This window comes from Flavobacterium sp. KY-23415 (genome assembly GCF_055384985.1).
In genome coordinates this window covers 4469353-4493892 of record NZ_AP044001.1, presented here as the reverse complement: position 1 = coordinate 4493892, position 24540 = coordinate 4469353, and the positions used below count along the sequence as shown (strand labels likewise).

The 24540-nt window shown below is 28.8% G+C and carries 23 protein-coding genes; 6 read left to right on the top strand and 17 right to left on the bottom strand.

Going from position 1 to position 24540, the window contains the following annotated elements:
- Nucleotides 1-18: 18 nt before the first annotated feature.
- From ACZ49Z_RS19730 to ACZ49Z_RS19720, 3 genes are all read right to left on the bottom strand, one after another.
- Nucleotides 19-255, bottom strand: coding sequence for a hypothetical protein (locus ACZ49Z_RS19730; RefSeq protein ID WP_464306009.1), 237 nt, complete (start codon nucleotides 253-255; stop codon nucleotides 19-21).
- Nucleotides 256-272: 17 nt separating this feature from the next.
- Entirely contained in the window at nucleotides 273-1193 is a 921-nt protein-coding gene (locus tag ACZ49Z_RS19725) for a hypothetical protein (protein WP_464306008.1), read from the bottom strand.
- A 306-nt stretch (nucleotides 1194-1499) separates the two neighbouring features.
- Nucleotides 1500-2402: a hypothetical protein gene (locus ACZ49Z_RS19720; RefSeq protein ID WP_464306007.1), complete on the bottom strand. Its 903-nt coding sequence runs from the start codon at nucleotides 2400-2402 to the stop codon at nucleotides 1500-1502.
- A gap of 233 nt (nucleotides 2403-2635) precedes the next feature.
- Between ACZ49Z_RS19720 and ACZ49Z_RS19715 the strand changes: the two genes are divergently transcribed.
- Nucleotides 2636-2995 carry a helix-turn-helix transcriptional regulator gene (locus ACZ49Z_RS19715; protein ID WP_464306006.1) on the top strand — a complete coding sequence of 120 codons (360 nt, stop codon included), beginning with the start codon at nucleotides 2636-2638 and terminating at the stop codon, nucleotides 2993-2995.
- A 69-nt stretch (nucleotides 2996-3064) separates the two neighbouring features.
- Here the strand turns inward: ACZ49Z_RS19715 and ACZ49Z_RS19710 are convergent, their stop codons facing one another.
- The 3 genes from ACZ49Z_RS19710 to ACZ49Z_RS19700 form a co-directional block, all read right to left on the bottom strand.
- A complete protein-coding gene (locus ACZ49Z_RS19710) occupies nucleotides 3065-4774 on the bottom strand; it encodes a M14 family metallopeptidase (RefSeq protein ID WP_464306005.1) in 1710 nt (569 codons plus the stop codon).
- A gap of 174 nt (nucleotides 4775-4948) precedes the next feature.
- Nucleotides 4949-5458, bottom strand: a complete 510-nt coding sequence (locus tag ACZ49Z_RS19705) for a GldL-related protein (RefSeq protein WP_464306004.1) — start codon at nucleotides 5456-5458, stop codon at nucleotides 4949-4951.
- A 112-nt stretch (nucleotides 5459-5570) separates the two neighbouring features.
- Nucleotides 5571-6317 (bottom strand): hypothetical protein, encoded by a 747-nt coding sequence (locus ACZ49Z_RS19700; RefSeq protein ID WP_464306003.1) that lies wholly within the window; start codon nucleotides 6315-6317, stop codon nucleotides 5571-5573.
- Nucleotides 6318-6414: 97 nt separating this feature from the next.
- Here ACZ49Z_RS19700 and ACZ49Z_RS19695 point away from each other — a divergent pair, with 97 nt between their 5' ends.
- The gene (locus tag ACZ49Z_RS19695) at nucleotides 6415-7812 is read left to right on the top strand and encodes a DEAD/DEAH box helicase (RefSeq protein ID WP_464306002.1); all 1398 of its coding nucleotides are present in this window, start codon (nucleotides 6415-6417) and stop codon (nucleotides 7810-7812) included.
- A gap of 614 nt (nucleotides 7813-8426) precedes the next feature.
- Nucleotides 8427-9062, top strand: a complete 636-nt coding sequence (locus ACZ49Z_RS19690; RefSeq protein WP_464306001.1) for a class I SAM-dependent methyltransferase — start codon at nucleotides 8427-8429, stop codon at nucleotides 9060-9062.
- 2 nt (nucleotides 9063-9064) lie between these two features.
- Here ACZ49Z_RS19690 and ACZ49Z_RS19685 read toward each other — a convergent pair whose 3' ends face one another.
- The 4 genes from ACZ49Z_RS19685 to ACZ49Z_RS19670 form a co-directional block, all read right to left on the bottom strand.
- Entirely contained in the window at nucleotides 9065-9949 is an 885-nt protein-coding gene (locus ACZ49Z_RS19685) for a choice-of-anchor V domain-containing protein (RefSeq protein WP_464306000.1), read from the bottom strand.
- Between the two features lie 286 nt (nucleotides 9950-10235).
- Entirely contained in the window at nucleotides 10236-11888 is a 1653-nt protein-coding gene (locus ACZ49Z_RS19680; protein WP_464305999.1) for a MutS-related protein, read from the bottom strand.
- 122 nt (nucleotides 11889-12010) lie between these two features.
- Nucleotides 12011-13549, bottom strand: a complete 1539-nt coding sequence (locus ACZ49Z_RS19675; protein ID WP_464305998.1) for a SulP family inorganic anion transporter — start codon at nucleotides 13547-13549, stop codon at nucleotides 12011-12013.
- Between the two features lie 81 nt (nucleotides 13550-13630).
- A complete protein-coding gene (locus ACZ49Z_RS19670; RefSeq protein ID WP_464305997.1) occupies nucleotides 13631-14032 on the bottom strand; it encodes a hypothetical protein in 402 nt (133 codons plus the stop codon).
- A gap of 179 nt (nucleotides 14033-14211) precedes the next feature.
- Here ACZ49Z_RS19670 and ACZ49Z_RS19665 point away from each other — a divergent pair, with 179 nt between their 5' ends.
- From ACZ49Z_RS19665 to ACZ49Z_RS19655, 3 genes are all read left to right on the top strand, one after another.
- The gene (locus ACZ49Z_RS19665; RefSeq protein WP_464305996.1) at nucleotides 14212-15147 is read left to right on the top strand and encodes a protein-glutamine glutaminase family protein; all 936 of its coding nucleotides are present in this window, start codon (nucleotides 14212-14214) and stop codon (nucleotides 15145-15147) included.
- A 141-nt stretch (nucleotides 15148-15288) separates the two neighbouring features.
- Nucleotides 15289-16332: a hypothetical protein gene (locus ACZ49Z_RS19660; protein ID WP_464305995.1), complete on the top strand. Its 1044-nt coding sequence runs from the start codon at nucleotides 15289-15291 to the stop codon at nucleotides 16330-16332.
- The gene (locus tag ACZ49Z_RS19655; protein ID WP_464305994.1) at nucleotides 16292-18556 is read left to right on the top strand and encodes a hypothetical protein; all 2265 of its coding nucleotides are present in this window, start codon (nucleotides 16292-16294) and stop codon (nucleotides 18554-18556) included. The genes ACZ49Z_RS19660 and ACZ49Z_RS19655 overlap by 41 nt, the downstream gene beginning before the upstream one ends.
- A 100-nt stretch (nucleotides 18557-18656) precedes the next feature.
- On the opposite strand, the gene ACZ49Z_RS19650 is transcribed toward ACZ49Z_RS19655, so the two are convergent.
- The 7 genes from ACZ49Z_RS19650 to ACZ49Z_RS19620 all read right to left on the bottom strand — a co-directional run bounded on the left by ACZ49Z_RS19650 (nucleotide 18657) and on the right by ACZ49Z_RS19620 (nucleotide 24539).
- A complete protein-coding gene (locus tag ACZ49Z_RS19650; RefSeq protein WP_464305993.1) occupies nucleotides 18657-19871 on the bottom strand; it encodes a S8 family serine peptidase in 1215 nt (404 codons plus the stop codon).
- Between the two features lie 549 nt (nucleotides 19872-20420).
- Complete coding sequence (locus ACZ49Z_RS19645) at nucleotides 20421-20585, bottom strand: hypothetical protein (RefSeq protein WP_464305992.1); 165 nt, start codon at nucleotides 20583-20585, stop codon at nucleotides 20421-20423.
- Between the two features lie 78 nt (nucleotides 20586-20663).
- Entirely contained in the window at nucleotides 20664-21047 is a 384-nt protein-coding gene (gloA2, locus tag ACZ49Z_RS19640) for an SMU1112c/YaeR family gloxylase I-like metalloprotein (RefSeq protein ID WP_464305991.1), read from the bottom strand.
- A gap of 59 nt (nucleotides 21048-21106) precedes the next feature.
- Nucleotides 21107-21475: a hypothetical protein gene (locus ACZ49Z_RS19635; RefSeq protein ID WP_464305990.1), complete on the bottom strand. Its 369-nt coding sequence runs from the start codon at nucleotides 21473-21475 to the stop codon at nucleotides 21107-21109.
- 52 nt (nucleotides 21476-21527) lie between these two features.
- Entirely contained in the window at nucleotides 21528-22073 is a 546-nt protein-coding gene (locus tag ACZ49Z_RS19630; protein WP_464305989.1) for a PepSY-associated TM helix domain-containing protein, read from the bottom strand.
- A gap of 12 nt (nucleotides 22074-22085) precedes the next feature.
- Nucleotides 22086-23207, bottom strand: coding sequence for a PepSY-associated TM helix domain-containing protein (locus ACZ49Z_RS19625; protein ID WP_464305988.1), 1122 nt, complete (start codon nucleotides 23205-23207; stop codon nucleotides 22086-22088).
- A 96-nt stretch (nucleotides 23208-23303) separates the two neighbouring features.
- Nucleotides 23304-24539 carry a DUF4374 domain-containing protein gene (locus tag ACZ49Z_RS19620; protein WP_464305987.1) on the bottom strand — a complete coding sequence of 412 codons (1236 nt, stop codon included), beginning with the start codon at nucleotides 24537-24539 and terminating at the stop codon, nucleotides 23304-23306.
- Nucleotide 24540 lies beyond the last annotated feature (1 nt).

The following is a 24540-nucleotide window of genomic DNA, read 5'->3' as shown; positions in this document are numbered from 1 at the left end:
AAGCATCTTGTAATTGATTTAACAAGTTTTATCTACTAATTGCTTAACAGTACAGGAAGATCTGACCCATGATCCCCATGCTGTCCAACAATCTCCTGCATCTTTTCGCCCTCTTACTTCAGAGTCTTCAACATTATTAACACAAGTCTCTCTCATTTGTGTTTGTTCACTACCTCCCATAACGGATTGCATTTGTTTTCTTGTTAAAGAAGATTCTTCTCTCTCAAAAGAATTTAATGATTTAAGTGTTTTCATTTATGTAAAATTTAAAATTAATATTCGTATTTGTACCTCCAATAAGGATAATATAAATTTGGTAATCCAATTGATTTTCTTATTGAATCAATTTTAGAAGTATTGGCTAACTCTAAATCAGTTTCTCCAGTAGTTATATTTATATATGTGCCATAATATTGCTGTGGTTTATTTTCTGTTTCAATTGATTTATTCCAAAAATACCTATCAAAAACAAAAGCATAAGACGAGGGTGTCATTTTTCCTTTTTTTAAGTTTTCAAGTAAAAAAGGTAAATGTTTTTCATGAAATTTTCTGTCTTGGTGTACTAACAATACATCAATTTCAGCAGAATTATCAAATAAATTGTCAGAGCCTAACATTTTAAAATTTGGATATCCATGTGTTAAAAATAGTTTTTCTAATTGTGCTTTATGTTTCTTACTTAATTCTTTCATAGCATTGTCATCTCTATCTATTCGTGCTTGTTGATCTTCAATTATCATGTTTTCAATCTCTGTCCTTAAAGATATTTTTAGCTTATTTTTAAATTTCTTTTTTAAAGAATCAATCTCGATAGCAGTTAATTGACTTTTTTCTTTAAGTTGCTTTTTGAAATCAAGTGCTTCTTTATGAAATATAAAAATGTCTCCAAATTCGTTGTAAGAATATACTATTTTAGACTTCAGGTTTTTTGTATTGTTTGTCATTAGCGCTGAAGCTAAATAGTTACCATATTCATAACTTCCTTCAATATTTATTGGTTCGTATTTTTTAAATAAACTATCTAATATTTCATAAGAACGTTGGTAATTATTAGTTAAAAATAAACTGTCAGCTTCATACACTTTCAAATAATATGGAATGTAATTCGCTTTTTTGTCTCCTATTCTTGTATAAGCACTTTTGCATGAAAAAAATAAAAAACTTAGTACTACGATTATAATTGTATTTTTCATTATTGTTAAAATTGTATTTCCTTCATATTTAGATAAGTAAGATTACGAATGTAAGTAAAACCTTTTCTTTGTTAAATACAGAAAATCTGTAAAAATTGTTAAAGTTTAGGGTTGTTTCTAGTTTTTATATCTTTCTTATTATTTCTATGACGAATGTCGTTGCTATTTTTTAAAAAAGGGAAGATTCATATTGCGTTTATTTTAAAATTATTATATACATCATTTATTTTTCTATTTCTGTCAAGCTAAGACCTTCATCTTTACAACTAAAAGGGGATTTTAATTTTTTCATATTAATATATTTAATTAATATTCTTCCTCAGGAAATAATTTTTTAAATCTCCATTTTTCATAACCATAATTAGGTAAACCAATGTTTTTTCTTCTTTTATTTAACTCTGTTATTGGTACATCAACCTTATTAGTATAAGAACCATAATATTGTTCTTCTCCATTATATAAATTATATTGATCATACATTCTTGCATAAGTAACTGGTTTAGCTTCCCCTTTTTTTATGTATTCTAATATTTTGGGTAAGAAATAATTAATTCGTTCTTCATCATTTGTATGTAACAATATTATATCTTCATTAATGATACGTTTATCAATAGAAAAATCTCCAATAACCCTTGCACTTGGATAACCATATTGGTTAAATATTTCTATGTATCGTTTTGCATTTTTTGTATCTATTTCTTCTTGCTTATCGATATTTGCTTGGTAATCTTTTTTTCTGTAGAACTGGTCTAGTTCAATCATTTTGACTATTTCGTCCCTTAAATCTAATTGAAGACTACTCATAAATTTTTCTCTTAACTTTGGATAATCCTTTTTCAGTTTTTCATTCTTAGAATAATATAAATTTAAAATAGAATCATTTTCTAATCTAGAAAGTGTAACTCCGTAATTGAGAATCCAATTTTCAGTTTCTTTTCTTGAAATTCTCTTATTCAATATTACTTTTAATTTCATATAGTTAATAACTTCATAATAGATATAAGTGTTTATGGGTTCATATCTTTTAAAAAGACTATCTAATATTTTAAAAGACTTCTCATAATCTTTAACTATATATAGACTATCAGCTTCATACACTTTCAAATAATATGGAATGTAATTCGCTTCTTTGTCTCCTATTCTTGTGTAAACACTTTTACATGAAAAAAATAATGAACTTAGTACTATGATGATAATTGTATTTTTCATTATTGTTAAAATTGTATTTACTTTATATTTAGATAAGTAAGATTACAAATGTAAGTAAAACCTTTACTTTGTTAAATACAGAAAATATGTAAAAATTGTTAAAGTTTAAGGTTGTTTCTAGTTTTTATATCTTTCTTATTATTTCTATGACGAATGTCGTTACTATTTTTTAAAAAAGGGAAGATTCATATTGCGATTATTTTGCGTATTTTCGCAATATTAGATTTTAGAATATGGAAAAAACAAAATTAATAGAATCGAGAAAAAGAAAAGGTTTTTCGCAACAACAAATGGCAGAGTATCTGTGTATGGATGTATCTAACTATAACCGTAGAGAGAAAGGACAAATAAAGATTCATACTAATGAATGGGAGAAAATTGCTTCTTTTTTGGATGTGGCAATTGAAGAAATTTATGAAAATGAAGATGCTAATTTTTTTGTTTTTAGAGACAATTCTAAAGGAACTTACTTAGGAACGAATCATATATATTCTATACCAGATCATTTACTTGAAAGTCAAAGAAAGTATATTGCTAAATTAGAAGAAGAGATTAAAGAATTGAAAGAGCAGCTAAATAGAAAAAGCGTTTAGAAATGTAGTTCCAAACGCTTTTTTATTGTTAGAATATTACTTTATATTGACAATAGTAATTTAGGTGAGTTATTTAATCCTATAAACAGGATATTGTAAATGTGCTTTTTCATAATAGACAGAATTTTTATAGACCCAGTCTAATTGTGCTGCTCCATTTTCGGCAAAGGTTTTGTCTGTTTGTTTTTTCGTTTCTAATTCAGATTTTAACTTTGGGTTTTTGTCTAAAATTTCTTTGGCTAAATCTTCAAAAACATAGGCAGAGAAGTATTCTTTTTGTTGAAGAATGGCATCGAAAAAGTTCCAATTAAAATAACTGTCAACCGCTTCGGGTTCTAGGGTTTCAAGTAAATATTTTATGCCTTTTTGCTGTGTTTTAATTAAAAAATCTCCTTTTCTAAAAGTAATACTTTCTGTTGTTTTTGAAACTTTGGTGTTATAGTGTGCATAGTGTCCTTCATAAGGATATTTTGTGGTTTCATAGGCGTCTATTTTGTAGCTTTCTACATTAATTACAGAATCTTTATGGATTGTTTTCATTTCAATAGCATTTAGTCGTAGTAAATCGATGATTTGCCATTGCGATTTTGGGACTACATAATAGCTTGGAATGATTATTTCTTTTGTGGCTTTGTAGTCATTATAGAAAGGAATGTTTTTAGTGAAGGGTTGTTTTTTGTCATAATATAGTCGTTCTTTTCCAGACACATCACTAGGTTTGTAGGCTCCTTTATAGCCTTTAAACTCCATTTTAGAAACTTTAGACGAATCTATTTCCCATTGCAAAGGATATTTCATGCCCACTTTATAGCTGTTAAGATTGTCGGTTTTTAATTTTTTAATTTTTTGAAAATTAGCATCAACATAATTAATTGTGCTTATCATGTATTCATAAGTCACTTGAACCCTGTCTTTAAAAGGCTTTAACATGTGTGTTTCGGGCACAGAACCTAGTGTGTTGAACAAAGTAGTATATCCTGTTGCATATCTAGGAGAATCCATAAACTGTGCAAAACCATTGTCGGGTTTTTCACCATGAATATTTACATAGGGAACATTATCAATTTTCTTTGCTTTTAGATCTTTCATGATGCTTGGATGCATTTCATTTTTGTAGAACTCACCCAACTTTCCACCCAAACGTTGATAGTCTGTTGCAATGCAAGTAAAAGTATATTGATAATCGGCACCATTAGAAACATGATTGTCTATAAACATATCTGGATTTATGAGGTGAAAAATTTCTTGAAAACTTTTCGAATTTTTAGTATCCGATTTTATGAAATCGCGATTCAAATCATAATTGCGAGCATTTCCTCTAAAACCATAGGCTTCTGGACCATTTTGATTAGCTCTAGAATTGGAATTTCTATTAAGACTTCCTCCAATATTATAAATAGGAATGGTAACAATAATAGTGTTTTTTGGTACTTTTATTTTAGCAGTTGCCAAATCGCGAAAAAGCATCATGGTTGCATCGATACCGTCGGGTTCTCCCGGATGAATTCCGTTATTAATTAAAATGATGGCTTTGTTTTGATAATAATCAAAATTAGTGTTTTGAGAGAAAGTAACCATGCGCAAAGGTTCACCACTATCGGTTAAACCCATTTCATCTATTTGAATTGTATTGAATTTTTGAGCCAAAGTTTCATAATAAGCAATACAATCTTCATAGGTTGTTGATTGATTTCCATTACCATTTTCAAAAGGTGTTTTTAAATTTTGGGAAAAACAATAAACAGAAAACAACAGAGTTAGTGTAATTGGTAAACGCATACTATTTAATGGGATAAAGTTTAAAAAATATTTTGTTACTCGGTAAATGGTTAATGTTTTATTAAAGTTACACTAAAAAACGATATTTTGGCTTTTATGTTGAATTATTTTTATGAATTGCTTCTAATTTTTATTGAAAATAAAATGGGTGTATTAGAAAAGATTAGGATGGTCTTATTTGTTTATTTTAAAAGTATCTACAATGAAATATAAAAACAACAAAACAAAACCAGTAATTAAAATTGGAGTTGCATTTGCAATGCTAGATATTCTATAAAAAACACCAAGTAATAGTATTGCGATGATGCTACTTAATATTCCAAAAGGGAAAACAGTTAATTCTTTTGAAGATTTTCTATTCAAATAGTTATCATATAATTCAAGAAGTAGGTATAGCAAAAAACTTGTACTACTAATAATGGGTAGGATATAGTGCGATGGTAGATGTAATAGTTTGAGATAGATGTTTAAGGGCATAAAGAAAGCAACGAGAAGTTTTACATAATCTATAAGTCTTTTTTCTTTTTTTAGATAGAAACGAACAGGGTAGAGAAGTACAATAATTCCTAATCCAGTTGTCAATACTATTTCACCATATGGCCAATGCATAATTTTAAAAAGAATGCTAATGATTATAATAGGAAATGATAAACGGATTAATTGAACGATTATAATTGGTTTCATGATGTAGTTTTTTTTTTTAAATGACTTAAAATGTCAACTGGTTTTTCAGCCTTTTATGCTAGTATAGTTACGTTTTTTCTGCAATTTATTAAAGTAATAATTTAAGGGTATTTTACTTTACTTTTAAATTTTTATCTTTTGAAATAATTGAGACAGCTCCTTTTTCTTGTTGCTCTTGAGTCGGATATATGGAACTTTTATCAATAGTATTTTCAAATTTAATAAGCCTTCCTGTAATATCAAATTCTTGAAGAATGTAATGGTCAAAATCGGGTATATTTTGGCGGATCGATTTTATCATTCCGTTTTCATAGTATAGAATTCTTTCTGAATATGCATTTTTTTTTATCCATAATATCTTAATACTTCCGGAATCATAATAGTATCTTTGATAATAATAACCTTGATCGTCAAAAACTACCAAAGTATCTTTTTCTCTTATCACATATTTTGCAGGTAAATAATAGTTGTTGGATAATTTCAGTTCGCGTTTGCCTAACCAAGAATTAATTTTGACAACTGGGTTAGTGATTTTAGGGTCTAAAATTTTTAATTTATTAATAAAAACACAGTTGCAACTAGCAAACTCATTTTTTGAGAAATCATGATTAAAGTTGAATAAGATAGTATCTTTTTTTATAGCATAATTAATAATAGCTCCATTGCCACAATTTTCTATATATTGAATCTCCATAGATAATGTGTCATTTACTGTTTTTGAAGAAATAATTCTTTGGTTAATTCCATCAGTGTATCCAATTGGTTCTTGGCATTCTTCTTTAGATTCTATTAATTTTAACTCTTTATTTTGCGAAAAGAGAAAAGAAGAAAATAACAAGCAATACAGGAAGAGTTTCATGATAGAATAGTTTTCTCAAATGTACTAAAAAATGAATTTATATAATTAATTGAAGGTCAAAATTCGGATTTCCTAAATCAAAACCTATCTTTGCCAAATGAATAGAAATCCACTTTCCAATAATGTGCTTTTGAATCTTGATATTCAAAGATTAAACAAAATGCAAGAAGTAGCTCAAAATGCTATTTTGAATGACGACAATGTTTTATTACTTTCTCCAACAGGTTCAGGGAAAACATTAGCTTTTTTATTACCCATTTTTCAATTATTAAACGAAGAAGTGAAAGGAGTGCAAGCTGTAATTTTAGTACCTTCTCGCGAACTTGGGTTGCAAATTGAGCAAGTTTGGAAAAAAATGGGCACGCATTATAAAGTGAATATGTGTTATGGAGGGCATTCAATAGATGTTGAAATTAATAATTTGAGCAACCCACCAGCTTTATTAATAGGAACACCAGGAAGAATTGCAGATCATTTGGATAGAGGTAGTTTTGATGTTGTAAATGTGAAAACATTAGTTTTAGACGAGTTCGATAAATCATTGCAATTGGGTTTTCATGAAGAAATGTCCTATATTATTGGAAAACTTACAAAATTGAATAAACGTGTTTTGGTTTCGGCAACTGCTGGTGTTGAAATACCCAAATATACCAAAGTTATAGACCCAACTGTTGTTGATTTTATCAATGAAAAAAAACAAAATACCAATTTAGAAACACGTATTGTTTTTTCTAAGTCGAAAGATAAATTAGAATCGCTTTTTCAATTAATTTGTTCTTTAAATTCAGAATCGGCTATTGTTTTTTGTAATCATAGAGAAGCAGTGGAACGCATCTATGATATGTTGTTAGCAAAAGGAGTACTTTCTACGTTCTATCATGGTGGTTTGGATCAAGATGAAAGAGAGCGTGCACTAATTCAGTTTAGAAATGGAAGCGTTTCCTATTTAATTACTACAGATTTAGGTGCGCGTGGTTTGGATATTCCAGAAATGAATCATGTTATTCATTACCATCTGCCAGCAAAGGAAGAGGAGTTTATTCATAGAAATGGACGTACTGCAAGAATGTTGGCAACAGGAACTGCCTATGTGATTATTCATGAAACAGAGAAGAAAGCAGATTATTTTGATTATGGGAAACGCAGAATTGATGTTTCTATGGCAAAATCGTTACCTAAATCGCCTGTTTTTCAAACGCTTTATATTAGTGGTGGGAAAAAGAATAAGTTGAACAAAGTAGATATTGTTGGCTTTCTTACCCAAAAAGGAGGATTGGCTAAAGATGATATTGGTTTGATTGAGGTGAAAGATTTTATTTCTTTTGTTGCAGTTCGTTTTGCAAAAGTGAAAGAAGTATTAAATAAAATTAGGGATCAAAAAATTAAAGGAAAAAAATATAAAATTGAAGTAGCGCGACAAGTTGTAAAAAAGGAAGAAGAAGATGCGAAAACAAATCCAAAATTCACTTTTCGAAATGAGAACAATAGGAGATAAGTTTTTTAGTAATATGATTCATCAGTTTACCACCACTTCGAGTACAAAGTGTATCGAGGAAGTGTTTAATTTTTAAAGAAGTGTTCTCGATATTTTTTTATGGATTTCCAGTTTACATTCCGTAAAAAAAAATATTCGAATTGAAGATAATGTTGCCCTTTAAATTAGGTCTAAACCAATTAATTTTTTTTTGTGAAGCACATTTCGGTTTTAATAACATATTTTACAATTATTGTATTAATTATATCTTTATTTGTGAATTTTGGATTGTGTTATAATAATGGACAATTTCTTTGTTTGATTGCTTTGAGAAATGTTTATCTTTATTTAATGTTTCTATGTTTCATATTTCGAAATAAATTTACTTTAGCATTGTTAGTCTTTTTGAATGCTTTGTTTTGGTTTCATTTTCTTCAATTTAAAACGCAAGTTGCTTATTTCAATTATCCAATTGCCTTTTTTACACATAATTTGTATAGATTATTGCGTTTGCTAAATTGTAATAAATCAATATTAGGATTTGTAATAACTATTCCTTTTATGTTAAATCTAATCTTTTCTTTCATTGAAATACCTTATAGGATTTATTTAATGTTTAATAAAAATAAGATTATATGAGGACTGAAGCTTGTCTATTATGCCATTCCGATTCAACGCTTTTTTGTGAAAAGCCTAATCATTTATTTTATAAATGCAATACTTGCCAAGGTATTTTTAGGCCTAGGCATACTTTTTTTAATGCTTTAACAGAGAAAATGCATTATGAGCAGCATAATAACGATGTGAATGATTTGGGATACCAAAATTTTGTAGCTCCTATAGTCAATGAAATTCTAAAAGATTTTTCTCCTAATGATAAAGGTTTAGACTTTGGTTCGGGAACAGGACCAGTAATCGCTAAATTGCTTCAAGAGAAAGGCTATCAAGTTGAAAATTATGATGTTTTTTTTGAGAATGTACCCGAAAGGTTAATGCAAAAGTACAATTATATTTCTTGTTGCGAAGTAATGGAGCATTTTCATAGCCCTTTGAAAGAATTTGAATTGCTTCATTCAATGTTACTACCCTACGGGAAATTGTATTGCAAAACCAAACTTTTTAAAAATCAAGTTCCTTTTGAAAATTGGTATTATAAGAATGATTTAACACATGTTTTTATCTATCAAGAAGAGACATTGCATTGGATACAAAAAAACCTTCCGTTTAAGAAGGTTTCTATTTTGAATAAAATAATAGTATTTGAGACGTAAAGCTATTCTTTAACTAATTTAAGCGTAGCTTTTTGGTTGTTTTCATTTTGTAGTTTAATGAAATATATTCCTGTTTTTAAAGAAAGATTTTCATTTATGGTGTTAGTGTTTTCATATTTCTTTGTAAGAACTAATTTTCCAAAAATATCAAAAAGTTGTAATTCTATATTTAGATAGCTTTCTGTGAAATTAATTTTCAAAGCCTCTTTCATAGGGTTCTGTACTAATTTAATGTTATTTTTAAAATCGAAATCAGTAATAGACAAAGTTTCATTTAAAACCAAAGATGCAGCAGCTGTTGGCGAATCTCCATTAGGACTTCCGTTATCGTTTACAGCATTTCCTGTAAAATAGAAAGTAACTGGTCCAGAGTTGTTTGCAGGTGCTGTCCATTTAGAAGTAAAAGTGGGAGTTGTACTCATAGAAATATGTTCAAAATAGCTTCTACTATTAAAAGTGCTTATTTGCGCATTTGGAGAAGGAGTAGAAAATGTTCCTGCAGCTGCATTTCCATTTTGCAAAGCAGTTGCCTGCATTCCATATCCTAAAGGATTGCCATTGGTATTAGTTATTGTAAACAGTAAATTGTATTCTTCACCGGGTGTATAACTAGTCACAGTTGCTCCATTATTGTTGGTTATGGATAGCGTAATGCTTGGAGAAAAAGCTCCTCCACTATGACATTGAGAACAAGTAATTCCGCTACTTAAAGGACTACCAGTACGGTCTCCTAAGCCATTGGCTGCCACTCCAGTTGATCTTAAAATAATTTTTGAATGATGTTGGTCTGGTTTGTAATAATCTGTAATGTTTTCAGCGTTTTTGAAGCTTTGAATTAATAATAAGAGAACTAAAACCAATGTGATAGTTAATTGATTTCCTTTCATTTGTTTGAAGTTTGTTTATTTGTTGTGCAATATTACTAAAAATAGAGCTAATTCTTAGGCTAAATAGCTATTACTTTTTTAAATGAATAAATTTTTAAATATATAAAGTAGCTTGTAAATAAGCTTATTATAATTGAAAGAAATAGCCTTTGAAATCAAGACTGAATATCTTAGATTTTATTATTATCGTCTTTCTTTAGGGTTAATTTTTTTTGATTTAGCATTGCAGTTCAAAACTGTTTGTTACTGAATAAAAGGTTTGTAAATACGAATGACAACCAGTAGATTAATTTAATTTCTCCATATTAGTAACTGTCTTATTGGCTTCTTCAATTATTTCTTTCGGATAATTATATAACGCTAATATTTTAATTGCATTTCTTGTAGTTGGTTTTCCTTTTTTAAGTTTATGATCAAAAAATAAGGTATTGTGTTCAATAGTTTCACTAAAGTGATGAATGCTAAAGTTTTGGTTTGCTAATAAGTCATTAAGTTCTAAATCGTGTGTTGCTGCGATTACTATATTATTTCCTTTGTTTAGGTATTTTAATATCGCTTTTGCACCTGCAATTCTTTCGGTGGTGTTAGTTCCTTTAAAAATTTCATCTAATAAGAATAGAGAAGTAGTGCCTTCTTTCGATAAGTCTATAAATTCCTTTATATTTAGTACTTCTTGTAAGTAATAGCTAGTGTTTTCAGATAAATCATCGGATACTCTTAAAGAAGAGAAAAGTTTTAAAAAGGGTGCGCTAAAACGTTGTGCAAAACAAATGTTTAAGGTTTGCGCTAGAATACTATTTATTGCAATTGTTCTAATAAAAGTAGTTTTTCCAGACATGTTTGAACCCGAAATGAGTAAACTATTATCAACTAAAGATAAGTCGTTTGTTATGCAATTTTTAATTAATGGGTGACGTATTGCTTCTACGATAATTGCTTTTTCTGTAGTAAATTCGGGTGTGCAAAATGTTTGATTTTCTGTTTTTAGCGATACTGTAGAAATTGCACAATCAACTTCTCCAATGAATTGATACATTTTATCAATACTGTCTTTTTCGTGTTGAATGGCATCAATAAACTTATAAAAAATAATGGTTTCTATATTAAAAAGTATTTTTATGAGTTCTAGAGGAAACCATAGGATAAAAACAAACTCGTTATCTACATTTTTTTCAAAACGTATAAATTCAGTTTTCAATTTTATAGTTTCAATTTTTGCTGTAAATGTGTCTTTAAAATGAGTTCTAATTAATTCGTTTTTGAATAATTCTTTACTCACTTTTAAAGCAATAGAAAGTTGATCGATTCCGTTTAAATGATAATTTATATTGTTTTTGTTTTGATAATGAAAAAAGAGGTTAACACAAAAAACAGGAATAATAAAAAGATATAATAGAGGAAAAATTAAACCCAATAGGATTAAAGAAATATTCAATATGGCAAAGAGATAAACATATTTTAAATAGGATGGTTTCTCTATTTTCTCATCATTAATTAAACATTCCAAATCGTAGGCATTGTAGTTGTTCAATTTTAGTAGATGAAACTGACACTGTATTCTGAAGTTTGTGTTATTGGTGAATAAATTAACCAAACGATCAAAGTCCTTCAACTTTTGTAAGCTTTGAATTGTTCTTAGTTTATAATACAGATATTGTTGCCCTACTTTAGACGTGGTTCGGTCTATAAATGTAAAAACAGTATTTAAATCTAAATCATTTTCAATTTTATCGCTAATGAGATGAAATGCTTTTTCTTTGTGTGTATTGTTTTTAAAATATCGACTAATTAAAGAAAAACTAAAGCTTTCTATTTCTTTTTGTTTGCCCCAACTGTCTTTTATATATTTAAATCGTTGGCGATTATTTTTAATAATCCTTCTACGATTAATGATGTACAGCAAGACGATTAGGATAAAAACAGAAAGAATCCAATTCATATGTTTGTTGTTTTATCTATTGGTATGAAAAATAACGGTTTTGTTACATTCTTCAACAATATAGGAATTGTAGAAATTGTTTCGTACAAGATGAAAAAGATTCTATAAAGTTTAAAAAAAGCTTATACCTTACCAGGCATTACTTTATAGGTAGGGTCTTCCATAATGTTTACATCGATAATTGCTTCGGCATTTTTTAATAGCTCTACACAATCATTACTCAAATGTTTTAAATGTACTTTTTTACCGACTGCTGCATAGCGTTCGGTGATTTTATTAACCGCATCAATAGCACTCATATCGGTAATTCTACTTTCCGCAAAATCGATTATGACTTCAGTGGGGTCATTCTGTACATCGAATTTTTCTCCAAAAGCGGTGGTAGAACCAAAGAATAATGGTCCGAATAATTCATAATGTTTCACACCATTTTCATCTATGTATTTTCTAGCACGAATACGTTTTGCACTTTCCCATGCAAACACTAATGCAGAAATAATAACACCAATTAAAACAGCCAAGGCTAAATTATGCAGGAATATCGTAATCAACGTTACAATTAGCATTACAAAAATATCATGCTTTGGCATTTTGGTAAATGCTTTAAAACTAGCCCATTCAAAAGTCCCAATAGCAACCATAATCATAACTCCAGTGAGTGCGGCCATTGGTAATAATTCAATAACGGGTGCTCCAACTAAGATGATAGCTAAAATAGTTAAAGCTGCAACAATACCCGATAATCGAGCTCTAGAACCAGATGATAGGTTCACTAAAGTTTGTGCAATCATTGGGCAACCACCCATTCCGTAGAAAAATCCGTTAGCAATATTTGCTGTTCCTTGTGCAACACATTCTCTATTACTGTTTCCTTTTGTTCCAGTAATTTCATCTACTAAATTTAAAGTTAATAAACCTTCTGTTAAACCTACAGCAGCCATTATTAGACCATACGGTAAAATAATTTTTAAGGTTTCAAAAGTGAAAGGAATTTGAGGGATATGAAAAGGAGGTAGATCGCCACTAACCTTTGCAATATCAACCACTTGCTTGGTTTCTATATTAAAAAGGAGAACAATTGCAAAAACAATAATAATAGAGACTAAAGAAGCAGGAATTGCTTTTGTGATTTTTGGTAAAATTAAAATAATAGCAATAGTTAATGCCACTAATCCAGCCATGATTAAAAAAGGAGTACCAGTAAGCCATTCTGCTTGTCCGTTAATTTTAGTTTTGAATTGTTCTAATTGCGACATAAAAATAATAACAGCAAGACCGTTAACAAAACCAAACATTACAGGTTGCGGTACTAAACGAATAAATTTACCCAATTTGAGTAGGCCCACTATAATTTGAATTACACCAGCCATAGCTACAGCTCCAAATACATATTCTAATCCGTGAGAGTTCATTAATGCAATTAAAACAATTACCGTTGCACCCGCACCTCCAGAAATTAAACCCGGTCTTCCACCAAAAATAGCTGTTATTATTCCCATAATGAATGCTCCATATAAACCAACAAGAGGAGGAAAGCCAGCTAAAATGGCAAAGGATAAAGATTCAGGAATCATGGTCATTGCCACGGTTAAACCTGCTAATATTTCGGTTTTGTAATCTACTTTTTGTTTAAAATCGAAAAGATTGAGTACTTTTTGCATTATTTTTTTTTGACTTTTATTATAAAAGTGCAAAAGTAAGCATTTCAATTTTAAGATTAGGTATAGTGTTGTAATGTCTCTCTAATTCATTTTTGGACTTGTTTTTTGTTTTTTGAATTTAATTTTTAGTTGATAAGCAATTTCCCATAAAAATAGTAAACTTATTGCATTGGTTAGCATTGCTGTAAATATTCCATAAGGATCAGAACTAGGAAATAGGTTTAGTTTGGTAATTAATAAATGAACTACAAATTCAACTAGAACAGAACTAATAGCAGCAATTAGATATGCTGTAATACAGTTGATGTGTACATTCCATTTTAAAAATATGAAAGCAACTAATAGATTGAGAGTTCCAAAACTAATAATCAATGTTAGATGAAAATCGATAAAAATAGCTTGGAAAGTGAGGAACAAGAAAGAATAATAATAATAAATTATGCCTAAAAGGATATAAAAAGCAAATCTCTTAATTGGTTTCATAGTTAACTTTTTTTAATAGCCTCAAAATAACTTTTTTTCTCTCTCTAACGCAGTTATAAATGTAACAAAACTAAATCTATTTGTTATAAGGTGTTGATTTTAAATTAAACTACAGAAAATCTGCCATTTAGATATAGGTTTTGTTTTCTAAATTGCGACCCAATAAACAAATAAATAACATGAAAAAAAATCTTTTAAAGCTAACCTTACTATTAGGTTTTGCAATTATGCTAGGGTCTTGTAATGGAGAACAAGAAACAAATTCTCAAGAAGTAAATCCACAAACTTCTACTGATTACACCATTGGTTTAGTGAAAAAATGTAGTGATTGTGAAGTTTCTGATTCCAAAACTTATTTTTATTGTGGAGTAAAAGCGGGTGCTTCCTATATTGAGAATGATAGTCCATATCTTAAGGATATTAATGAAAGTCTTGCAAACGGAACTCCAATTAAAATTTATTTTGATGAAAAAGAACCAGCAAGAATTATTTCTGTAATTCAAATTACAAAAGGAGAAGAAAGAGATTGGAATTCAAAAGTAAAATATGAAGAGACGCCTTTTAAAACCATTGAGGATTTAAATAAAAAAGTTGCTACTCAAAAAGCATCTAGTTATAGTTTCACAACTACAGAGGCAGTGAATTTTTTTAACAACATGAAGAATAAAAGTTGTGCCATTAACAATCAAAATTTATGTATTCCATTTCAATATGCAAATGACGGGTGCTATGCTAGAGCGCACATGATGAGAAAACACATGAATAGCTCTAATAAAGACTGTTATAAGATTTTTGCCTATGGAAATTTAAGAGTAAATACTTCTTCTACAGGAGTATGTGGCATTGCATGGAGATATCATGTAGCACCATTGATTTCTGTTAATGGCGTTTGGAATGTAATAGATCCGTCATTGTTTAATCAACCAGTAACCATTACTACTTGGTTGAATAAGATGAAGTATAATGGAGGTACAGTTTCAACAACTAGCTATCAAAATTCGAGTGTGTATTATTATGATTATGCTACAAATTATACACAATATGATAATAACTATTCAGACACATATAGCACTTTGGCTAATTATAGATACAGGCAAACAAGCTGTTCTTTTTAAGAGGGTTGGTCAAGAGTTAATAAAATATATTTTATTAGAAAAGGATGTTTTTACATCCTTTTTTTGTTTTAGTATTCAAAAAGATTTTAAAATATATAATTTTATGACAAATTTACGTTACATTATATATTCAAATTATAAATGAAGAAAATAGTTGTCATTGGTTTACTTTTTTTGCTAGTTATGTCATGTGCTAAAGAAGTAGATAAGGTTGAAAAATCATTTTATTATTGGAAAAGTGAAGATACAGCATTTAACAATAAAGAAGCCGAAATAATAGATACTTTAGGTGTTAAAAAAGTCTATTTGAAATTTTTTGAAGTTAAGTTTGATGAAACACTTGGTGTAATTCCGTTTTCTAAAACAAAGTTTAATCAATATTCTTGGTATAAAGACACAATACAAAATGAATTGACAATTATTCCAACCGTTTTTATTAAGAATGAAGTTTTTATTAAAAGTTCTAGAGCTCAAATTGATACTTTAGTTAACAATGTGAATCATCTTGTTAAGAAATATTTCAAAGAGCGTTTTGAAAATTATCCCGATTTGTCTGAGATTCAGATAGATTGTGATTGGACACTAAAATCGAAAGATAATTATTTCTATTTTTTAAAATCATTTGGAGAAAAAGTAAAGTTACCTATAAGTTGCACGCTACGTTTATATCCATATAAATATAGAACAAAAATGGGAATTCCTCCAGTTGAAAAGGTTACATTAATGTGTTATAATCTCATTCAGCCTTTTAAAGATAAAACTAAAAATTCTATTTTAGACGTGAAAGAACTTGAAGCTTATTTAAGTGTCGATGAAAAATATCCAATTCATCTAGATGTTGCGTTGCCTCTTTTTTCTTGGGGACATTTGTATCAATATGATGTTTTTGAACGATTTATTAATTTAGATAAAAAACAAATAGAGTCAATAGCTATCAAAAAGGACAAACTATGGTATGAAGTTGTTAAGGATACTGTTATTGACAGAAATTATTATAGACAAGGAGATAGAATAAAATTTGAAAATGTAGATAGCAAGTTGCTCAATGAAACAATTTCTTTATTGAAAAATAGGGTTGCTTTTGACGAAAAAATCACGGTTACATTATTTCATTTAGATCATAAACAATTAGAAAAATTCAATTATGAAACGCTTTCATCTTATTATACTTCTTTTACTCAATAGTTTTACGGGTATTTTTGCGTGCTATTTTTATCCTTATGGGGATGATATTCGTTTTAGCGTTTTTAATCCTGGAAATTTTAATTATGACGAATATAGAATGTATAATTATTCATATGCTTATTATTATCAAGGAGATTATTTGTATAATATAGATAGTGTTACAGAAAATGATTTAATGTGGCAAAAATATTGTAATGCTTCCATTCAAATTCCAGAGATTAAAAAAGCTGTTTTTGAAGTCCCAATAAATGAGTTTAATGATAAAAGTAAAAATTTATTCATTCAATATTTATTTAGAAAAGGGAAAAAAGAAGCAATAGATTATTTACTTTTTGCAAAATCTCTTGAAGAATTAACTAACGGTAATGATTTATGGGAAAACAATCAGGACCTTGATTCTAAAAGAAGGAGTGAAAAAATTAAAATTGCTTTTGAGAAAATTAAACAATGCAAAGAACGAATCATTCAAAAACGTTACTTGTATCAGATTTTTAGATTACTTGAGTATAATGGTCAAAAGGAAGACATTTTGAAGCTTTATGCTACTTATTTTAATAAAAACACTTCTGATGATTTTATTGATGATTGGGCGCTTTATTACAGAATGAATGCTGAGAAAAATCATGTAAAAATGAATTTTTTAGCAGCACAAGTATTCGCAAGAGGAACAGACAACAAGTTTGATATTAGATGGAATTTTAATAAAAACATTCCAATAGAGGAAGTGTTAAAATTTGCCGAAACTAATGAAGAAAAAGCGAATGTCTATATTTTATATTCATTCAAAAAGACAGATAGGAATTTAAATTATATTAAAAAAATATACGACCTAGACAAGCATAATAAAGGATTGAATTTTTTACTGCTCAGAGAAATTAATAAACTAGAAGACTGGATTTTAACACCAAGTTACACCATGTATCTTCCTGTTTTGCGAGAAGATTATTGGGAAAATAATACAACTGCAAGAATTTTGAATAGAGTTGAAGTTGATAGAGCTTATGCGAGTGAGGTTTTAGATTTTGTGAAAAGTATTAATGAAAAAGAAGTTCTAGATGTACCATTCTGGCAAGTTAGTAAAGCATATCTTTTTTTTCTTAACAAACAATATGCAAATGCTTTAAAAGTAATAGAAGATAGTAAAACTAATGTTGAAGCAGAAAAAGAACAATTAGCGATAATTAAAGCACTTTGTTTAACAGCTCATCAGAAAAAAAATGAGGCAATAATTGTTGATGAAGTTAAGCCAATGCTAATGAATGCAGCTAAAAAAGGCAATTATCGATTTCTTTTTGCTATTGCAAAAGAATTGGAATTCTTGAAAAACGCTATTGATGCAGGAATAATAATTTCTCATTTAAAAGATTATGATGCTAATATCTTTTGGAAATCTAGAAAGGATAGAATTACATTGAGCGATGATTATTTTTATGATTGGTATGGGTATATGGATTCTGAATTATCATTAAATGATATGAAATCGCTAGTGGCTCAGTTGGAATTAGGAAATAATAAGACAGAATTTAATCAATGGAAATTACTTCCGTTGCAGAAAGAAAGGAATAAAATTTATGATTTATTAGGTATTAAATACATAAGGGAAAATCAGTTAGAAAGTGCTTATAATGCTTTTTCAAAAATGTCAAAAGAACATTATACTAATTATTTATTTAATGAGAATCCTTTCTATAAGATTAAAGGATATATGAATTTTGATGATAAGAAAGATGCTAGAAATTTAACAAAGGCAACAGTAGTTAAAGAATTAATGAGTCACATTGCTAAAGGAAATTCGGTTATTGAAAAAAATCGTGAAATGCATTATTTTTTAGCTGCAAATTGTTATTATAATATCTCGTATCACGGCAATTCTTGGATGTTAAGACGCATTTATTGGTCAACTAATGAAGTCAATTCAAAATTGATAGACGAAGATGAATATAAAGAATGTAATTTAGCAAAAGAATATTATAGTAGAGCCTATGATTTGGCTAAAACCAAAGAGTTTAAGGCTTTATGTATGTATATGAAGAACAAATGCGATGCTAGAAAAAATTGTCATGAGTTTTTTAAACAAACGAATAGTACCTATTACTTTTATGAAACAGAGTACAATACTATTATTCATAATTCTTTTCAAGAATTAAAGTCTAAATATCCAAATGAGTATTTAGATTTAGTATCTAATTGTGAAATTTATAGTAAGTTTTATAATTTAAGATGATCGTTTTTAAAATAGTTGTGCAGGTTTAAAATATTAAATATAAATCTAATATTTTAAACCTGCACAGATTTTGTTGTGTGTTTACCTAGTTTTTAGTATATTATTTTTTTGCAATTCCAGCAGTATAGCCACCTTTTGTAATTTGTCCATCGGAATAGCAACGACCATTGTTTATTAATAGTACTCCTGCAACATAAGGAGATGCCATAGAAGTTCCAGACATATTGGCAAATGTGTTTCCGTTAATTCCTATAGACCAAATACTTGTTCCTGGTCCCCAAATGTGAACGTTTGCACCATAACTTGAACCAGGGTTTGCATTATCTAGATAATTATGATTTCCAACAACCCATGCACCAGTAATATAGGCGCGTTGTGGAGAGTAATATTGCACATCGTCATTATTGTTTCCTGCTGCCATAGCTCCGAAAGTTACTTTTGCTAAATTTTTGATTGCAGTTTCATAAGCAATACTTGTATTTCTACTTGAAAAGCCAATACTGTAATTCCAAACATCTCCATAGGATGCATTTTTTGCTACATAGTTAATTCCTGCAAGAATTGATGCTTGTGTTCCACTTCCATTTTTATCTAATACTTTAATGGCTACAATTGTAGCTCCTGGAGCAATTCCAACAGTACCAAATCCATTATGTTTTGCTCCAATAATACCTGCTACATGCGTTCCATGTCCAGAACGATCTGTCCAATCATTTTCAATGAAGGTAGTACTTCTAGTATAATCGATATTTAAATCATTAGTAGCAATAACTCCACTGTCAATAATCCAAGCAGTTTTACCCACTGAATAGGTATATCCTCCTAATCGAGCAACTCCCCAATCTACATAATCTCCCAAGCTATCATAATAACCGTAAGTGGTTTTTTGCGTGTTTACATTGTTTGCAACTGGAGCTTTTGCTTTTTTATCTTCGGTATAATCCAAATGAAAAATATAATTTGGAGATATTTCTTGTATTTGAGCGTCTTTTTTTAGCTTTTCTAATGAATTTGAATCAATATTATTTATGCTGAAACCTTGAATTGCAGTATCATATATGAAGCCTAAATTGTTGTTTTGTATTCCATGTTTTTTTAATATTTGGCTACATATTTCTCTAATTGAATTTGTTTTCCCATGTAGGCTTGTGTTTTCTTTTAATAGGACAATGTAGCTGTTAGGGACAACTTCCTGAGATGTGTTGTTAAGATCTTGATTAAGGGTGTCTAGTTCTAATTTTTCATTGGTGCAACTGCATAAAAGTGAAATCATTATGATTGCGGGTAATGTGATAGTTTTAAAAAATGTTTTCATAATTTTAATGTTTTTATATTTATTTGACAAAAATTCTAATAAAATCTATTAATAAATAGTTAAATAAATATTAATTTTAAAAAAATGAAAATAATTCTGTATGTGTATTGTTTGTCGTTTGAAAATGGAATTATATTCGTTAAATAGAATTGTTTTTGTTGTTTTTTTAATTTCAAAATTAATGGTACCAACAAACATTCTATAATGTATAAAATTTTTATATTTCAATATAATTTAATGAATTAACTCATCTAAAATGAAGATGAGCAAGAAAAGGTAGTTTTTTTGAAATCAGATCTATTTTATGGTTAAAAATGAATTGGAAACTCTGTAAAACACTCTAAGATTTGAGTATTAATATATAGTGTTTCTTATGAAAAACGTTTCATTTTAACGAATTTCATATATTTTGTTTTATGAAATATAATAATTGTGACGGAGAATATTTTAGACAAATATTTTTAGGAAATTGTTGATTAACCTTGTGTAGTTCTTATTTTAGTATGTATTTTAAAAAAAATCAAAATAGTACATGACGTACTATTTTGATTACTTTTGTTCAGTTAAACTATCTTTCAGGATTAATCTTTTATTGTTTTCAACTTTGAAAGTGTTTTTGTTTACTGTTTCATTTTTCTCATTTTCGTCCACACTACAAGAAATAGATACTAATAAGGTTAAAGCAGCGATTGCTTTTAAATAGCTTGTTTTCATTGGTTTAAAAATTATTAATTTGACTTTTCAAAAATAATAGTTCTATTTTGATAGCCTTTCACCCTTTTCGGGTGATTTTTATTTTTCGTAAAGTTCAATTGGTAAAGCATCTGGGTCAGTAATAAAGGTAAAACGTTTCCCTGTAAACTCATCAATGCGAATGGTTTCAGCTTCAATGTTGTGTTTCAATAGATTTTCGATTATTGGTTCTAGTCTATCAACTTCAAAAGCTAAATGGCGTAAGCCTGTTGCTTCTGGTCTTGAAACTCTTTTTGGGGGATTTGGAAATGAGAAAAGTTCTATGCAATATTTTCCGTTTAAAGCTAAGTCTAATTTATATGATTTTCTTTCTGCTCTGTAAATTTCTTGGATGATTTCTAATCCTAAAATGGAAGTATAGAACTCTTTTGATTTTTCATAATTTGAACAAATTATTGCTGTGTGATGAATTTGTTTGAGCATTTTGAATATGTTTTGTGATAAATTAGTGAATATCTAACGAAATTATTGTATTCTTTGGACTAATTAATTTGGGAATTCCAATTTCCAATTATTTGATGATTGACTAGGGAAATTAGTATTAGCATTAGAATAGTTGTGATAATAATTAATAGATTTTGCTTTGCAATTTTAAAAAATAAAAGAATGGATAATCCAATCAACAAGAAAATTCCTTTATTTAGAGAATAAGAAGCTACATAATGAATTAAATATTCAGGAATTAGTGGGTTTTGAAGGCTGTTTTTTATTTTAAAATAAGCAATAATAGTATATAGAAGGTAAGTGCCTATTACCAATATGCAAAGTAAGGCAGTTATTTGTATTGCCTTAAATTGATTTATTAATTGCAACTTTATTTTTAGGAGCTTCATTATTATTAATAAATACATTAACCCTTTTATGAAATATAAAAGAGCGTTTAATCATAGTTTCTTCTTTGTTTTAGGCAAATAATAGAAACAAGATTGGAAAAATAATACCACCGAGTGCCAATTTCCAACCTCTTCTTTTGAAAGTGTGTTTACCATGTTTTGTTATCATTGCTCCAGAAATGGCAATAAAAATTAGCGATAGTCCAAATATATCTGAAAAATAAATCCACCAGTTGGAAGTGTTTTTATGAAGTTTCATCATTTGACTGATTATTGGTGTTCTTTTATAGGTAACAATTTCACCTTTTCCGTCCTCCAGAGCTACTTCCACATCGGTGTTTTTAAAAGCAATTCGGAGTGCTCCATTTCGGACTCTATGTCGTCTGTAAGTGTCATTAATACCATAGGGTTTTAGGAAATTTTGAGCGTATTCATCTGTTATTTTATCTTTTTCAGGCAGTTGAACTTTTATCTCTTTAGTTTGAACGTCATATTCTTCAGGATGCCAATTTTCTCTATGATTCATCAATATTCCTGAAAATGCAAATGATATGATTAATCCTAAATAAAAGTAACCAAAATCACGATGTAGATTTCTTAATTGTAATTTTTTCATTTTTAATGTAAACTATTTATATTTTCTTCCCCACCAAAGTAAAAAACCAGTTATTGGTAATGATGCACAAAGTAAACTAGCAATGAAAGCAATTATTTTGCCCACTATTCCTCCAATGGCTCCAATATGAATGTCATAATTCATTCTAATAACTTTGTCGGCAAAATTAGCTTTTTTATATGAACTGTAAATACTATTAGGTTCTAGTTCTTTTAAAGTATATTGATCGAAGAAGAGATAATCCATATCGTAATGTAATCCTTCAGTATTGCAAATTTCAACTAATATAGAACTAGAGTTGTTTTCAGGAAAATGTAATTCAAAACTCTTAGCATTTTGATACTCTTTTTTTAAGTTTGGGATTAAAACATCAAGTTGATTATCGGCATTCGCTTGTGTGCTAATTTTTTCATTTTGAGGGTGCACAAATCTTGGGTTTTTATCTCCTCCAGTAGCTATATAGGCAATATAATAGAACCAACCAAAAGCCATTACGCAACCAGTAAAAGTTAGTATTAAAGCTAATGCAGATGTGTAGAAACCAAGAACAGTATGTAGGTCGAAATTTTTACGTTTCCAGCGTGTTTTACTATTCCAATCAAATTTTAATCTTTGACCAATATTTTTTCTTTTTTTGGGCCACCAAAGTATTAATCCAGTAATTATTAGAACAAAGAATAGTAAAACAGAGTAGGAAACAACTAAAGAGCCAATTTCTTTTGGTAACCATAAGTGAACGTGTCCTTTTAAAATAAATCCAAAAAAACCATTTGCATTATCTATTTGTTTGATGACTTCTCCAGTATAAGGGTTTAGATATAAAGTTTGATAAAATAATTCAGGTTCAGCTTCATAGTATATTACCTCTAATGCTTCGTCTGCTTGTCCAAATAGTACGCCATGAATAACACGGTTTGGATTTTCTTTACTAGCAATTTCTTTAACTTTTGAAGCTGTTATAAAATCTTGGTTAATAGGATTAATATTTTTATAGTCAGAATAGAGACTTTCAATTTCAGACTTAAAAACCCACAAGCAACCTGTTATGGATACTATAAAAACAACTAAACCAGTGCTTAATCCTAGCCAAAGATGTATTTGACGAATTGTTTTTTTAAAATTATCTTTTTTCATTATGTAAATAGCATATAAATGATTAACACTTCAAAATTTTCATTCTTTTGAAGTGTTAAAAGATTAATCGTTATAAATTATATAGTTTTTTTTAGATTATAATTTATAAAAACCTTTAATGGTTTTACCATTAATTTTAGCTCCTCTTTTGCCTGTTGCGGTTGCAATATCAATTTCATATACATAAGCATCTGTTGCTGTTTCTATACTTTCGTATATTTTTCCATTTTCAATATATACGGGTGAAGAATATCTTTTAGCATGAAGAGGAACATTTGCTACATCTGTAACTGTTTTTGCTACTAAATCTATAATGACTAACTTCTGATTAAAAGCTGTTTGGCTTCTTGTAAAAGCATCCCATGGAATAGCAGTATCGTTAGTTAATATTCTGGCTATAGCTTTATTTCCTCCAATATAATCAAACCAAAATATTTTTCCTCCATTTGTTGCGGTTTCGATATTGAAGAAATAATCATTGTCAAATTCTGTTGTTTGTGCTTTAATTTTCAAAATTCCAGAAGGTTTTGTTGATGCAGGATTAAAGCCAGCATTAACAGTTCCACAAGAAAATGAATATAAATCGCCATTTTCTGTTTCAATTAACCCAGTTGTTGCTCCATTAACTCCAATATTAGAAGTTCTATCGTCGCTTATTATTTTTTCTGGTTCTGTTCCTACATTTGGATAGGAATAGATAGCTACATAGGCTTTGTTTGCATCTGGTGTTGTGAAGTTACCTTCTGAATCTAATACTTGGTAAGGTATGAATAATTTATCGCCTCTTACCTCTAAAGCGGTAGGCCATGCTACTTGATTGTTTTGTTCATTAGCGAAAATTTTTGTTCCTACAATTTTCTTTACAAATACACTTTCAACATCAATAAAATGTAATCTTCTGTTTGCATAACCAACTCTTGGAATATCCATTGCTAAGAAGGTTTTGTCATCATTAGATTTTCCGAACATTTCTAAAGCATTTTCAAATATGAATTGCCCTTTTAGCTGAATAAAACCATCATTGTTTGCAGCATAGCCAGCACATTGATTGTCATCGCTATATCCAGATGCAAATAGCGTTTTGCCTACAGGATAATAAAATCGCCATCCTGTTTGTTCTATTCCTGTTCCTTCTGACGAAATTTCGCCAGACATAATATCTTGTTTACTTACAATATATTCGGTTTCTACGGTTCCAGAATTTTTTAATGACATTGTAATTCCTGAGGATTTTTGTTCGGTTGTATTAGAATCATTGTCATCATTATTACAAGACCCTAATGTTAGCAATGCTATTGCTAAAAAATAATTTAAGTTTTTAAAACTTTTCATA

Bases quoted from the DNA above. Each gene is read 5' to 3' on its own strand.
- ACZ49Z_RS19700 (WP_464306003.1), bottom strand. From the start codon at position 6,317: ATGAAACTCTTCCTGTATTGCTTGTTATTTTCTTCTTTTCTCTTTTCG.
- ACZ49Z_RS19675 (WP_464305998.1), bottom strand. From the start codon at position 13,549: ATGCAAAAAGTACTCAATCTTTTCGATTTTAAACAAAAAGTAGATTAC.
- ACZ49Z_RS19625 (WP_464305988.1), bottom strand. From the start codon at position 23,207: ATGAAAAAAGATAATTTTAAAAAAACAATTCGTCAAATACATCTTTGG.
- ACZ49Z_RS19620 (WP_464305987.1), bottom strand. From the start codon at position 24,539: ATGAAAAGTTTTAAAAACTTAAATTATTTTTTAGCAATAGCATTGCTA.
- ACZ49Z_RS19635 (WP_464305990.1), bottom strand. From the start codon at position 21,475: ATGTATTTATTAATAATAATGAAGCTCCTAAAAATAAAGTTGCAATTA.
- gloA2 (WP_464305991.1), bottom strand. From the start codon at position 21,047: ATGCTCAAACAAATTCATCACACAGCAATAATTTGTTCAAATTATGAA.
- ACZ49Z_RS19725 (WP_464306008.1), bottom strand. From the start codon at position 1,193: ATGAAAAATACAATTATAATCGTAGTACTAAGTTTTTTATTTTTTTCA.
- ACZ49Z_RS19650 (WP_464305993.1), bottom strand. From the start codon at position 19,871: ATGAAAACATTTTTTAAAACTATCACATTACCCGCAATCATAATGATT.
- ACZ49Z_RS19730 (WP_464306009.1), bottom strand. From the start codon at position 255: ATGAAAACACTTAAATCATTAAATTCTTTTGAGAGAGAAGAATCTTCT.
- ACZ49Z_RS19670 (WP_464305997.1), bottom strand. From the start codon at position 14,032: ATGAAACCAATTAAGAGATTTGCTTTTTATATCCTTTTAGGCATAATT.
- ACZ49Z_RS19660 (WP_464305995.1), top strand. From the start codon at position 15,289: ATGAAGAAAATAGTTGTCATTGGTTTACTTTTTTTGCTAGTTATGTCA.
- ACZ49Z_RS19720 (WP_464306007.1), bottom strand. From the start codon at position 2,402: ATGAAAAATACAATTATCATCATAGTACTAAGTTCATTATTTTTTTCA.
- ACZ49Z_RS19655 (WP_464305994.1), top strand. From the start codon at position 16,292: ATGAAACGCTTTCATCTTATTATACTTCTTTTACTCAATAGTTTTACG.
- ACZ49Z_RS19695 (WP_464306002.1), top strand. From the start codon at position 6,415: ATGAATAGAAATCCACTTTCCAATAATGTGCTTTTGAATCTTGATATT.
- ACZ49Z_RS19705 (WP_464306004.1), bottom strand. From the start codon at position 5,458: ATGAAACCAATTATAATCGTTCAATTAATCCGTTTATCATTTCCTATT.
- ACZ49Z_RS19630 (WP_464305989.1), bottom strand. From the start codon at position 22,073: ATGAAAAAATTACAATTAAGAAATCTACATCGTGATTTTGGTTACTTT.
- ACZ49Z_RS19645 (WP_464305992.1), bottom strand. From the start codon at position 20,585: ATGAAAACAAGCTATTTAAAAGCAATCGCTGCTTTAACCTTATTAGTA.
- ACZ49Z_RS19715 (WP_464306006.1), top strand. From the start codon at position 2,636: ATGGAAAAAACAAAATTAATAGAATCGAGAAAAAGAAAAGGTTTTTCG.
- ACZ49Z_RS19710 (WP_464306005.1), bottom strand. From the start codon at position 4,774: ATGCGTTTACCAATTACACTAACTCTGTTGTTTTCTGTTTATTGTTTT.
- ACZ49Z_RS19680 (WP_464305999.1), bottom strand. From the start codon at position 11,888: ATGAATTGGATTCTTTCTGTTTTTATCCTAATCGTCTTGCTGTACATC.
- ACZ49Z_RS19690 (WP_464306001.1), top strand. From the start codon at position 8,427: ATGAGGACTGAAGCTTGTCTATTATGCCATTCCGATTCAACGCTTTTT.
- ACZ49Z_RS19665 (WP_464305996.1), top strand. From the start codon at position 14,212: ATGAAAAAAAATCTTTTAAAGCTAACCTTACTATTAGGTTTTGCAATT.
- ACZ49Z_RS19685 (WP_464306000.1), bottom strand. From the start codon at position 9,949: ATGAAAGGAAATCAATTAACTATCACATTGGTTTTAGTTCTCTTATTA.